The sequence below is a fragment of the Romboutsia lituseburensis DSM 797 genome (genome assembly GCF_900103615.1).
GTDB classification, from domain to species: domain Bacteria; phylum Bacillota; class Clostridia; order Peptostreptococcales; family Peptostreptococcaceae; genus Romboutsia_F; species Romboutsia_F lituseburensis.
On the sequence record NZ_FNGW01000002.1, the window covers coordinates 313,335 to 326,197 of the forward strand.

General features: G+C 25.7%; 13 protein-coding genes. 4 read left to right on the plus strand and 9 right to left on the minus strand.

Going from position 1 to position 12,863, the window contains the following annotated elements; all coding sequences use genetic code 11:
• Positions 1-76: 76 nt before the first annotated feature.
• The 3 genes from BLP75_RS04605 to BLP75_RS04615 form a co-directional block, all read right to left on the minus strand.
• Positions 77-1,030, minus strand: coding sequence for a protein kinase domain-containing protein (locus tag BLP75_RS04605; protein ID WP_092724278.1), 954 nt, complete (start codon positions 1,028-1,030; stop codon positions 77-79).
• Positions 1,031-1,561: 531 nt separating this feature from the next.
• Complete coding sequence (locus tag BLP75_RS04610; protein WP_092724280.1) at positions 1,562-1,861, minus strand: DUF3892 domain-containing protein; 300 nt, start codon at positions 1,859-1,861, stop codon at positions 1,562-1,564.
• A 66-nt stretch (positions 1,862-1,927) separates the two neighbouring features.
• On the minus strand, positions 1,928-2,923 hold the full coding sequence (locus BLP75_RS04615; RefSeq protein WP_092724282.1) for a GIY-YIG nuclease family protein: 996 nt from the start codon (positions 2,921-2,923) through the stop codon (positions 1,928-1,930).
• A 308-nt stretch (positions 2,924-3,231) separates the two neighbouring features.
• Here BLP75_RS04615 and BLP75_RS04620 point away from each other — a divergent pair, with 308 nt between their 5' ends.
• Positions 3,232-4,290, plus strand: coding sequence for a hypothetical protein (locus BLP75_RS04620; protein WP_092724284.1), 1,059 nt, complete (start codon positions 3,232-3,234; stop codon positions 4,288-4,290).
• Between the two features lie 97 nt (positions 4,291-4,387).
• Here BLP75_RS04620 and BLP75_RS04625 read toward each other — a convergent pair whose 3' ends face one another.
• From BLP75_RS04625 to BLP75_RS04640, 4 genes are all read right to left on the minus strand, one after another.
• On the minus strand, positions 4,388-5,143 hold the full coding sequence (locus BLP75_RS04625) for an acyl-CoA dehydratase activase (RefSeq protein ID WP_092724286.1): 756 nt from the start codon (positions 5,141-5,143) through the stop codon (positions 4,388-4,390).
• 8 nt (positions 5,144-5,151) lie between these two features.
• Positions 5,152-6,324, minus strand: a complete 1,173-nt coding sequence (locus BLP75_RS04630; protein WP_092724288.1) for a double-cubane-cluster-containing anaerobic reductase — start codon at positions 6,322-6,324, stop codon at positions 5,152-5,154.
• Between the two features lie 112 nt (positions 6,325-6,436).
• Positions 6,437-7,363, minus strand: a complete 927-nt coding sequence (locus tag BLP75_RS04635; protein WP_092724290.1) for a potassium channel family protein — start codon at positions 7,361-7,363, stop codon at positions 6,437-6,439.
• Positions 7,364-7,369: 6 nt separating this feature from the next.
• Positions 7,370-8,125 carry a nitroreductase family protein gene (locus BLP75_RS04640; protein WP_092724292.1) on the minus strand — a complete coding sequence of 252 codons (756 nt, stop codon included), beginning with the start codon at positions 8,123-8,125 and terminating at the stop codon, positions 7,370-7,372.
• A gap of 369 nt (positions 8,126-8,494) precedes the next feature.
• Between BLP75_RS04640 and BLP75_RS04645 the strand changes: the two genes are divergently transcribed.
• The 3 genes from BLP75_RS04645 (at position 8,495) to BLP75_RS04655 (ending at position 10,733) form a co-directional block, all read left to right on the plus strand.
• Entirely contained in the window at positions 8,495-9,001 is a 507-nt protein-coding gene (locus BLP75_RS04645) for a thioredoxin family protein (RefSeq protein WP_092724294.1), read from the plus strand.
• Between the two features lie 119 nt (positions 9,002-9,120).
• Complete coding sequence (locus tag BLP75_RS04650) at positions 9,121-10,344, plus strand: sodium/glutamate symporter (protein ID WP_092724296.1); 1,224 nt, start codon at positions 9,121-9,123, stop codon at positions 10,342-10,344.
• Between the two features lie 83 nt (positions 10,345-10,427).
• Positions 10,428-10,733, plus strand: a complete 306-nt coding sequence (locus tag BLP75_RS04655) for a DUF1540 domain-containing protein (RefSeq protein WP_092724298.1) — start codon at positions 10,428-10,430, stop codon at positions 10,731-10,733.
• Between the two features lie 35 nt (positions 10,734-10,768).
• Here the strand turns inward: BLP75_RS04655 and BLP75_RS04660 are convergent, their stop codons facing one another.
• Positions 10,769-12,031 carry a cation:proton antiporter gene (locus BLP75_RS04660; RefSeq protein WP_092724300.1) on the minus strand — a complete coding sequence of 421 codons (1,263 nt, stop codon included), beginning with the start codon at positions 12,029-12,031 and terminating at the stop codon, positions 10,769-10,771.
• 345 nt (positions 12,032-12,376) lie between these two features.
• A complete protein-coding gene (locus BLP75_RS04665) occupies positions 12,377-12,802 on the minus strand; it encodes a MarR family winged helix-turn-helix transcriptional regulator (protein WP_170139160.1) in 426 nt (141 codons plus the stop codon).
• Between the last annotated feature and the right edge of the window lie 61 nt (positions 12,803-12,863).

Genomic DNA, 12,863 nt, shown 5'->3' on the forward strand with positions numbered 1-12,863 from the left:
ATACTTTAGTATAGTAAACTCCTTTCTTTTGTAAATTTTAATAAAAAAAAGGCCTCAAATTTCTTTGAGACATTTTTTATATCATACTAATTATCATTGCAATTATTAATCCTAGCATAGCACAAGCTACCATAAGCCTATTTTTTTTATATGTTGTGTTTGTAATCGCTACTGACATATTTTCTAAACATATTTTATCTTCTATTCTTTCATCTTCTATATCCGCTTTTTCATACATTACTAAACTTAAATCAATTATTATATCTTTGGTACTTTCATACTTCTTCCCTCTACTTAGAAGCTTTTTAATAATACTTATAAGTGCATCATTTCCATTTATTGCTTTATATTTTCTCCAATTAACACCTTTATCTATTTTACGTAACAAATCTTCTTCACTTGTACATTCTTCAAAAGGAAGCTTTTTAAAAATTGATTCAAAAAGCATAAGACCCAAAGCAAAAAGATCGCTTTCTGAATCGGTATAATTTATGCATAATTGATGAGGAGATAGATACTTTATTTGCCCACAAGCTCTTGGATTTATTCCGCTATTAGCTTTAGTTAATCCAAAATTACATACCTTTACATTATAAAATTCATCAACTAATATATTAGATGGATTTAAATCACCATGATACATACCCTGTTCATTTATACTCTCTAATGCCTTAACAACTTGTGTTGCTATATTAACTATAGCCTCTAAGTGAAGGTAGTTTCCTCTTATTACATTTTCTAATGTAATTCCATCTGAGTAATCACTTACCATATAATAAAGTGTTGTTAATTCTGTACAATGAATACCTACGTCTATAATATTTAGTATATACGGTGAATTAATCTGTTGTAGCATTGTACTTTCATCAATTAAATTCGATATAAAATTTCCACATATATTATCATTATGTTCTATTATCTTTATTAATACTTTATCATTTGTATATGCATCTCTAGCTTCATACATTTTATTTAATTCTATATGTTCTTCAACGTTTAATAATTCATACCTATTACCTACAAAATTCACTTTATTCTCCCCCTTCCTTTATTTCCAACTAAAATATTTATAAAAATAAAAAATTTACATATTAATACCTAAAATGTTTTAATACTATGTATTATATGTTCTTATTTAATGCTATCTATATCACATTCACTATAATTATATCAATTTTTGTAATATTTTTCTATTAGTCAAAGTACTACTTATCTACTTATACTAAAAAAAAATAAAAACCATACATTATATATGTACGGTTTTTTATCTAATTACTTTAGATTATTAAATCTAACAATATTAATTAAAAATACAAAATTTATTCTATAATTTCTATATAATCAATATAATAATTTTCTCCTGGTACTAAATTACTTATTACTTTTATTAAGTAATAGTTATCCTCTAACTCTTCATAATCTTTTACAAAATAATTACCTATAAGTTGATTAAACTCATTATAACTTATCTGTTTCTTTTTTAATATGTTTTTGAGTATATCAAACTCTTCCTTATTATTAATATTTACTCACTTCCAGTCATAACTAACTATAATTTTATCTACTGCTTTAGAACAGGTAAATTACTTAAATTATTATTTTCAGTTTCATCTGGTAGACTTCTTAAATATTCATTGCCTTTATTTGTTGCTACTGCTACACCTGCAATCTGTCCTTCTTTTGCCATAGTAATTGCTTGTTCTTTATTTACCATTTGACCATTAGTTAATTCATATCCAATTACTTCTCCTGCATCTTTTACTAATTTACATATTCTACACGCATCTGAATTTGGAATTGGAATTTCTTTATTTATGTTTTTAGGTAAATTACCTATCATTCCATCATTTTTTAATTCCATACTAATACCTCCTATAGATTAATTGATATTAGTTTTTCCTTCTAGAATTAATTTATTAATATTTTATTAAAATACAACATACATTATTTCTTTACTATGCTTTATATAAGAATTTATTATAATTATAAAATCTAAGTCATACTTTTCATTTGCTATTCCTTTATTACTAATTTTTTTTTGATCTAATAAATTAAGTTTATAAAAAAAGTAATCTTTTTTTTCTAATTTTTCAAATTGTTTAATTTTTAATACTTCACAATCTACTAATTTACCATTTTTTATAATATAAATCTTATAATACTCACAATTTATTTTTATCCAAGCTAATATATTTTCTTTATATATAGTTTCATTTATTATATTTTGTTTATTGAACAAAGTATTTATCATGTCTATATTTCCCTTTAATTCAGATGCCTTCTCAAAGTTTAATAAATTAATTTCACTTTTCATACAATCTTCTAAATTTGTTAATATATTTTTAGAATAACCTTTTAAATCACTTATAATTTCATTTATTTTTTTTTGATAATCCTGCTCATCTATTACATTTCTACAAGGACCTAAACATTGACTTAAATCATATTTAATGCATTTTTTCATTCTTTTGCATCCACGCAATTTGTATGTTTGATTTATTATATCTTTAATGTCATATAATTTTTTTCCTATAGCATATGGTCCAAAATATAAACTATTATCAATCATCTCATTTACCACTTCTAAATATGGATATTTTATAGAATTATTTATTTTTAAATATAAATAATTTTCATGATTTTTCATTAATTTATTATATATTGGTTTTATTTCTTTTATCATTTTGCACTCTAAAAGTAATGCATCCAATTCTGTATCAGTATTTATTATATCAATATCATAGATACCTTTTACCATCCTTTGAATTTTCCTAGAGTGTGCTTTAGAATTAATAAAATAACTTTTTATTCTACTTTGTAATGTTTTAGATTTACCTACATATATCGGTTCTCCATTTTTATCTTTCATAACATATACACCAGGAGTTTTAGGAAAAGTATTTATCTTATCTTTTAAATTCATTTTTGCACCTTATTGTTTCTTAGATTTATTTTTTAATATTTTTAGCTTTAATTATATACTTAATTCTCCAAAATACAAAATATTTATGGAAGCAATTATAACTTTTTATATTACTGTAACCTTTTAAAACATTTTTTTTGTCAATTTTCTATTATTTTTCCTAAATTTTATAAGCATTTACTGTTGAATGATTTTAAAAGGAATTTTATTTTTTTAATTTAACTTATTATATATAGCAATTGAATAAAATATTTATGATTATTATTTTATAAATACTTTATTAATATAATTATTAAGGAGGTCTTAACTTGAGCATAAGAAAATTTTTTATTATATTAATTGCATTATCCATGCTTATTTTTAGCGGTTGCTCAAGTACTGATGCTATCTCTGAAAATAATAGTCCTGACATAGTAGTAAAAGGTCTTACACTAAAAGTTTCACTAATACAAACAGCATACGAAATGTATAATGTAAATGTATCTAATCCTAATAAATTCAGTGAATCTTATTATAAAAATTCTTCTAGGAGCGATTATAAACACTACAAATGGTTAGTTAAGACTTACGAATCAATGGATATTGAAATGAAAAAAGTTTTAAATAATTTATTTTTATCTAGAGATTCTTGGGACTATATAAATAGTGTCATCACCTTAGATGATGATTGTTCGGTTGAAGATATTGTAAATAAAATAAATTCAGATAATAGTCTCAATTTACCAGATTTTTTAAAAAAAGATTTGGACAAGTTTTTAAAATATTTTTATAGTGAGTACTTTAAAGATTACATTAATAAAAAAGATAACTTTTACGAAAAAAAAGCTCATGAATTAAATAAAAAGCTTTCAATAAACGATGTTAATGCATTAAAATTTGTAGAGAAAGTATCCGGAGTAACATTGGATAAAAATTATAAATCTCTTATGTATTATAGCTTTAATCCAGTTGAAACACACTCCTTTGAATATGATAACTTTATGGTTTCTACAATAAGCCCAAATTCAACAATACTTGATGTTGTAAGTTTACCATTTTATAAATATTCTAGACCATTATTTAAAACATTATCTACAAATGAGGATTTCTTAGCTTTATCTACGCAACTTCAAAAAAATCAAAACTTTGTAAATATGTATAATGATCTTTATACTACATCTTACCCATTTGAAGATTGGTGCTTAGAAAATTTAATTTCAGGATTTGCAAAATATTTAGACTACAGATACTATGGTAGTACATATGAACATAGTAATTATGTTTATGATTTGAAATTTTATAACTATCTAAAAGATATAAATTTCAATCCGAACAAAACATCTTTAGAGAAAGTCAGCTTAGATTTTTATAAATCTATTCTAAATTAAAGCTATCAAAAGTTTTTGTATTATATACCCCTTAATACATTAATTTATTTAATATATAAATATCCCTATACAATAAATATTATTGTATAGGGATATTTTATTTAAATCCTATTACAGCAGCTCCTAACGCTCCAATTATTTGAGTATCCTCTGCTATAAATAATTTTTTTTCAAGTATTTTTTCTATCATATCTACAAGAACATTACTTTTAGCAAGACCTCCAGTAAATGCAATTTCATCTACTATCTCACCACGATTTAACATCGCTACTGATTTATTGGCTATAGATTGTAATATACCTGCGGCTACATTTTCTTTCTTTACATTTTGAGCCAATAAGCTAACAATTTCACTTTCTGCAAATACCGTACACATAGATGATATATTTACTGGCTCTTTATCCTTAGCTAGGGAATCTATATCTTGTATATCGCTGCCTAATAAGTTTGACGTTATCTCTAAAAATCGACCTGTTCCTGCTGCACATTTATCGTTCATCATAAAATTAGCAATACTTCCTTCATTGTCTAAATTTATAATCTTGCTGTCTTGTCCCCCAACATCCAAAATAGTCTTAATATTCTTATTTAAAAAGTGTATTCCTTTAGTATGGCATGTGATTTCAGTTACCTTTTTGTCTACAAAATCCATACTAACTCTTCCATACCCTGTTCCTACTATTTTTTTTATATCCTCTTTTAGTATTCCTTCTAATAATATTTCAAGCACCTGTTTAGAAGAAGTTTTAGGACTCCATCCTGTTGGCATAACCACTTTCTTAACTATTTTCTCTCCATCAAATAGTACCCCTTTTGTAGCTACTGATCCTGAGTCTATCCCTATACTATACATTATTCCTCCTATTTTACACAAACCCCATCTTCTATCATTTCTATAAATGCTTCAAATCTAGTTCTTAACTGTTCTGTATCAGACTTAGAATAATCAGTTTCTATAGTCATGTATGGTATATGTTTTTCATTAGTTATAAATTCTTTCATTCTATAACTTTCAACATTAAATGTATGACAAGCTTGAAGTACTACATCTATAACACCATCAACTTCATATTCATCTACTAATCTATCTAGCATCTTTACTCTATTATCATTATGCATCATACAAGAACATCCTATATTTAAATACTTTTTAGCTAATGCATCGTATACATCTTCATTATTTTCATCAACAAGCTCATCATTGTTTCTTATTGCACCACAAAGTTCATATGCTACTATTGAAGCTCCGCTATCTTCTATCGTCTTTATAATTTTCTCATTTATTCCTGCTATTGGCGATCCTGTAATTAATATTCTCGGTTTATCTTTATTAACTGGGCAATTTCCATCTTCATATCTTTTTTTCATTGCATCTATTAAGTTTCTTAGTTCTGATTTAAGCTCTTCTCTATCGAATTTAAATCCTGATTGATATAATACTTGATGTAACTCCATACCTGTTAAAGCAGATGGTTTTAATTTGGCTAACTCATAATATTCTTTTAGTAATTTTCTTTCTTCATTCTTGTCTTTTATAGCTAATTTAATATCCTCATCGGTTATAGTCACACCTAATAATTTTTCTGTTTCTTCTTTTAATACTCTTATTTCTTCTTTCCAAAGTTTATATGTATATTCTCCTCTTTGCATATTAGGTAAATGCATTACATGAGTAGGTTTTACCTTAGCTAATTCTTCATACATTTTTTTCTTTCCATCGCAAGTTGTTTCACCTATTAACATATCTGAGAAGTAAAAATAAGGACATGTGTCTGTTATAGCATGTCCATAACTTGATTTAATTAGTGGGCAAAGATTTCTTGGTAGAACTTTTTCTGCATCTGGAATAGGCTCTTCACTTACACCACAAACTCCAACAGTTACAGCACCAGCTGCCATTGGAATCTCCGCTGGAGTATATGTACAAAATGTACCAACCATTTTTTTGCCACTTTCTTTTAATTCTTTCGCTTTTATAAATCCATTTCTTCTAGCTTCATTAAAACTATCAAATTTATCTGGTAAATTTATCATAAATATCCCCCTTAAATTATTTTATCCCTCCCTAAATTTTAACATTTTTCTTCATCCATTCTTAATGTTTTTTTCTATATCGATTCATCTATATATAGATTTTTTCAATATTTTATTCATCCTTTAAAGACATTAATACCTTAAACATAGTTTTAAGCTCTTCTTCTGTTATTTGATCAAATTTTTCTAGTCTATTAATTATATCTTTTACTACGCTATTTTTATATTCTACTTCATTTTGATTTATATTTTCTGGTATTTCTATGTTTATACTATTGTCTTTTTTATCATTGCCATTGTCTATAGCTTGTTCGCCACCTAAAATTTCTATAATATCTTCCTTTTCATTTTGTTCTTGTAATTCTTCATTTTCCTTTAACATTTCTTGATATTTTAGTTTTTCCTTTTTTATAAAATATGTTGATAGAGTTGATGTCAATGAACCTAAAAATCCTATGCCCATTATCATTAAAATAGATGCAACAATGCGTCCTAGTGGTGTAACTGGAGAAATATCTCCATACCCAACTGTAGTTATCGTTACAATACTCCACCATAATGCATCTCCTAGACTAATATTTTCTACATATGACATAGTTACAGACCCAGCAAATATAATAACTATGGCTATTCCAACAGTATAATTAAAATTATTAGTCTTCATAAATTCAGATAAGTTTTTATTTGACCTTCTTGTTATTGCTAAAATCCTTATTACTTTGCTTAATTCAGATATACGTGCTATCCGCCCTATAGTAAGTATTCTAATTGCTTTAAAAACTCTAAATATAGAGTATACAGGTATTATAGAAATTAAATCTATAAGGTTTCGTTTTACAAATTTTGTTTTATTTTTACTCTTATAAAGCCTTATTACATAATCTGCTACAAATATAATCCATATTATCAAATCTATACTGTTTAATATAAACTGTACCTCATAACTTAAATCTAAAGTTAGCTCTAAAACTAAAATTATGGCAATTACTAATGAAAGAATTGCCATAATTGCATTATATATAATATATTTTCTTCTCATGTTAGATTAATAGAAAATATAGCTTCCGTTTTCATTATGCCAATTTCCCACATATCCCTCTTTTTTTGCACCTAGTTCAAAATGTAACATGCTAATACCTAAATCAATATCTTCATATCCATGATTTTTACTATCTATTATAGCGTTGACTCTTCCATCATTAACTTCAAATGATATTTCTTTCTTGTTTAGTGCTGATGGAGCCTTTAATGCAAATTCTGCACCGCTTTCCATCCAAGAATATAAATCTTTTTGATTACTAATTAATAAGTCTCTTATATTTTTATTTTTCTTATTTAAATTTTTTACTACTTTTTCTTTTATAGATAACTCTTTTGGAGTATGTCCTATTACAATTATACACACTAGATCTTCATTATCTCTAAGCTTTATATACGTTTCACATAATGATTTATCGTATGTTCCTCCTACCCAACAAGATCCAAGCCCTAATGAAGTAGCTTGTAAAACAATCATTTCTCCATAATATCCAACTTTTTGTTTATAATTTTCTATATCTTTATTAGCCACTAAGGCTACAAATGAATTAACTCCGCTTATCATTCCATAAGAAGCTTTAAACCCACTTATACACTGTTTCCCATTTTTAATAAACTGTATGTTTAATTTGCTCTCTTCATTTATCTCCTCGATTAACTTTATAATCGATAATATATCAGTATCATTTAATTCTTTTTCTAAATACGTACGTCTTGATTTTCTGATATTTATAGATTCTATCCAATGATCTCTTAATTCCATAAATTTATATCCTTTCTATTTTTTTATATTTATAGATATATTATATAGTTTGGATATTTTCTCTAATTATATTTATATCTTTAGATATTTTTTCAAAATCACCTCCTTTTTTAAATTTTCTTGACTGTAATATTTATACCTATTGTAACTATTAATAATCCATTTAATATTTTAATATCCTTAATTTTTCTCCTCCCTAAATATTACAGACGTATATATGCTTTATGCAATTATACGGTTAATTTTAGTATATATTATGCTTTAATTAATTTATAAACTCATCATATAATTTTAATTTTTATTATACTTATAGATAATGTATTTAATTAATGTTAGTATATTTATATAAAATTATTTAGGAGGTAACTTATGACTGAAATGAGCCTAAAAGAATTATTCGATGTTGGTGTTAACTTTGAAAGTGCAGTTGGCCAAGGAACAAAAAATGAAAGAGCTAGAATTCCTAAAAACTATTCTAGAATAATCTTAGAAGAAGATAAAATTGAATTTTTAAAAAACATTGACTTTGAAGTTAATTTTTTAGTATCTGGCGAAATTTGGTGTCCTGATTTTCAAATTAATGTAAGTATATTAAAAAAATTTTGTGATATAAATTCAAACTTTAATCTCTCGATTATAACTATGGCTAGAGGTAAAAAATATTTATCTTCTATATTAAATATCGATAAGGAGAACTTTAAAGGTCCTACAGTGTGTGTACTTGACAAAAACTTTAATCTTAAAGGCATATTTGAAGAAAGACCTACATCAGTTAAATCAGTTGAAGACTTTGAGTCTATAAAATTAGACTATTATAAAGGTCGATATATACCTGATAGTGTAAACGATTTTTTCAAAATTTTAAATACTCTCTAATCTTTCATATTAAAAAAAGAGATAATTAAAATAAATTTATTTTAATTATCTCTTTTTTTAATATTTTGTCCTAATTATTAATATATTTTATTAATTATAAATATTTTGGAGGGATACATTTGATATTAATTGATTTAAATATTATATCTACACTTATACTTTCTATTTCTCTTTTTTTTATCGGAAACTTTTTAAAAAATAAAATAAATTTATTTAACAAATTTTGCATTCCAGCACCTGTAGTTGGAGGCCTTTTGTTTTGTATCTTTAATTTGCTTTTAAGATATTTTAATGTTTGTACTATAACTATGAACACTAATCTAATGGGTTATTTAATATGTTTTTTCTTTACTACAGTAGGGCTTGGAATAAGTCTTTCCATTGTCAAAAAAGGAGGTAAGGAGCTCATTATTTACTGGATACTTTGTGGAGTTTTAGCATTTTCGCAAAATATATTAGCACTTTTATTATCTAAACTAACTAATATAAATCCTCTTTTAGGTCTTATGTGTGGAACAATATCCATGGTAGGTGGACATGGATCTGCTGCTGCATTTGGATCTACAATAGAAGGACTTGGAATAGATAATGCTATTAGTGTAGGAATAGCTGCTGCCACTTTCGGGCTCATATTTGCTGGTTTATTAGGTGGTCCTGTTGCAAAATATCTTATAGAAAAAAATAATTTATCTTCAAAATTATATACTTCAAATTTAAAATTATTAAAAAATAATAATGCTAATAATCTCTCTATAACTCCCTCTAATTCATATAAACTAGATGTTTTATCTTTTTTAGAGCAAATTTTAATTATTTTAATTTGCATAAGTGTAGGAGAATTTATATCTAAGATTGTTTTTAATACTACTAATATATTAATTCCAAGTATAACAGGATGTATGATAATTTCAGTATTTTTAAGAAATATAAATGATAAAATAAATTTTGTTAATTTTGACTTTAATGTAATTGAATTATTAAGCGAAATTTCTTTAGGGTTATTTTTGACTATGGCCCTTATGAGTATAGATTTATTTAAACTTTCTAATTTATTTGGACCTATTGTTTTAATAGTTATTTCCCAAGCTATATTTATAGTTTTATTTTCTGTATTTGTAGTCTTTAAAGCTTTAGGTAAAAATTTAGATGCTGCTATTATGGTAAGTGGAATAATTGGACATTGTTTAGGTGCTACACCCAACGCATTAGCTAATATGCATTCAGTAAGTGGTTCTTACGGTTATTCTGAAAAGGCATTTATAGTAGTTCCCCTTGTTGCTGCATTTTTATTAGACATTTTCACTATGCCATCGATTATATTCTTCATTAATATATTATCCTAACTAATAAATCTCTATCTTTTAGTGATTAAATAATAAAAAAATTGTCATACTATTTAATATAGTTATTTTTAGGAGGTAATTTTATGCAAAGTAATCTAAATTGTGCAGATAGTACATGCGCTTTTAATAAATCTGGTAATTGCTATGCATCTCATATTAAAATTGAAGGATTTGATGCTTATATAACACCTGAAACTTATTGCGATAGTTTTAGAGATGCTCATTCATTTAATTTGTCAAGTTTTGATGATCATTCATCTTTGACAGGAACTCAAAATATATCTTGCTCTGCTATTAACTGTAAATACAATTTTAGCGGTGGTTGTGGTGCTAGTCACGTTCAAATTAACTTAGAAAATGATAGTTGTGAAACATTCCAAGCTAAATAAACCCAGAGGATAAAATTCCTCTGGGTTTTAAAGTTTTAAGCTACTGATTTTATTTTTGCTTCTTGTCCTTCTTCTAATACTCCAAGCTTTTTAGCTACTAGCTTAGTTGTACTTGCTTGTACAATTAAAGTTACTAATATAGTCATAAATACAACTGATGATATTATTTCATATCCAGGTATTTTCATAGAAACTATTATCCCTGATAGTGCAGCAGGTATAACACCAGTTTCTCTAACCCACATCATGAATAGTTTATCTTTAAAAGACCACTTTGCACTTTTATCAAATGATGTAGATACTAAAACTACTAATGGTCTAGCAATAAACATCAATACTAATACAACAGCTAATGCTGGAGCCCAATATTTTGAAAGTGCAGCTAGATTAACTTGTGTTCCTAGTACTACAAATATAGCCATACGACATAATGATCCAACACTATCTCTAAAACAATGCTCTGAATGGAAATCATATTCTGGAACCCAAAGGCCAAATAATTTTTTATTTCCTGCTATTAGTCCTGCTATAAATACTGCCATATATCCGCTACCATGTAAAAGTACAGCTACTTCATATGCTAATGCGACTTTTAATATAGACATTATTGGAGCATATGAATGAAATATTCCCCACTTCTTGTCAGATATTAATACTGAGAATATATACCCCATAGCTACACCAACACTTATTCCTACAACAGTTGATATAACTAATTCTTCTAAGCTTTTTGCTATTGATAATTGTCCACTTGTTACAACACCTAATAATGTTGATACTAATATGGCTCCTACTGCATCATTGAATGCTGACTCACTAACTACAGTTTGCTTTATTTTATCTTTTATAGTTACTTGTTTAAATACTGGTATTAAAGCTGCTGGATCTGTTGATGCTATAACAGCACCTAAAAGTAATGCTGTCATTATAGGTAATCCGAATATTTTTCCAGCAAATATTCCAACTACACCAGCTGATATTATAACTCCAATTGTTGCTAACATACCAACACTTATCTTTACTTTATTTAAAACTTTTAAATTTATTTCTCTACCACCCTCATATAATATGAACGCTGAACCAAATGTAAGTATTAAATTATTTTCTATAGGGAAAGACTCTATACTTATTAAGTTAAGGACTGCTGGTCCAATTATTATTCCTGCAATTAAATATAATATAACGTCTGGCACTTTTATAATTTCACTAACTTTTCCTAATACTATACCCGTTATAGCAATAGCCGCAAATATTAATAATAAGTTGTTAGTTGCAATTGCTTCTACTGTATTTTCCATTTGTACTCACCTCTTGAATTATTAAATTTATGTTAAATTTTTTCGATAGAACTTATTATATTCCTAACTTTTGACTAAGTCAACTATTTTTGTCGTTATTAAACTATCACGTTTTCTTATGATTCAAATAATTTTTTTCTATGATTTTCTTATTTATATATATCTATAAGTAGCACATATTGTAAATAACATTTTCCCTTGTAATTTTTTTAATATTTTAATAAGACATGTGATTATTTTTTATAAATAAAAATATTTTTTAAAATAATTTTTAAATAGAAAAATTATTTTAAAATAAAAAAAATAGTATTAAATTTTTTTAATACTATTTGTAAAAATATTTTATTATGATTTATATACTCTATTTTCATATACTTTTTTCATTAACTTTATATATATTGTTCTTTCTTCATCAGAAAAATCATGAGTAACTTTATCAAACCATTCTTTGAATATCCCTCTAAGAGAATTTAATATTTGATTTCCCTTATCACTAAGCGTAAGTTTATATGCTCTTGTATCATTCTCATCTTGATTTTTATTTACATAACCTAAATCAACAAGTTTTTTTATTCCTCTTGTAACCATTGCTTTATCTATGTTAAGCTCAGTAGCTATTTCATTTAAATTTATACCTTGATTTCTCTCAATTATAAATAAATACTTTAAATTAGCTACTGTAAAACCATATTCTTTTAGTACTGATTCTGCATACTTTCTAAAATCTTTATTTATTTCGGTCTTATACCTATTAACCAACTCAAACTCCAAATGTCTCACCTCTATTAACTTATTTATTCTATTATATATGATAGACTCGGTAAATCCAAAA

Coding starts and splice junctions, on each gene's coding strand:
- BLP75_RS04660 (WP_092724300.1), bottom strand. CDS start 12,031: ATGGAAAATACAGTAGAAGCAATTGCAACTAACAACTTATTATTAATA.
- BLP75_RS04615 (WP_092724282.1), bottom strand. CDS start 2,923: ATGAATTTAAAAGATAAGATAAATACTTTTCCTAAAACTCCTGGTGTA.
- BLP75_RS04635 (WP_092724290.1), bottom strand. CDS start 7,363: ATGAGAAGAAAATATATTATATATAATGCAATTATGGCAATTCTTTCA.
- BLP75_RS04610 (WP_092724280.1), bottom strand. CDS start 1,861: ATGGAATTAAAAAATGATGGAATGATAGGTAATTTACCTAAAAACATA.
- BLP75_RS04630 (WP_092724288.1), bottom strand. CDS start 6,324: ATGATAAATTTACCAGATAAATTTGATAGTTTTAATGAAGCTAGAAGA.
- BLP75_RS04655 (WP_092724298.1), top strand. CDS start 10,428: ATGCAAAGTAATCTAAATTGTGCAGATAGTACATGCGCTTTTAATAAA.
- BLP75_RS04640 (WP_092724292.1), bottom strand. CDS start 8,125: ATGGAATTAAGAGATCATTGGATAGAATCTATAAATATCAGAAAATCA.
- BLP75_RS04645 (WP_092724294.1), top strand. CDS start 8,495: ATGACTGAAATGAGCCTAAAAGAATTATTCGATGTTGGTGTTAACTTT.
- BLP75_RS04625 (WP_092724286.1), bottom strand. CDS start 5,143: ATGTATAGTATAGGGATAGACTCAGGATCAGTAGCTACAAAAGGGGTA.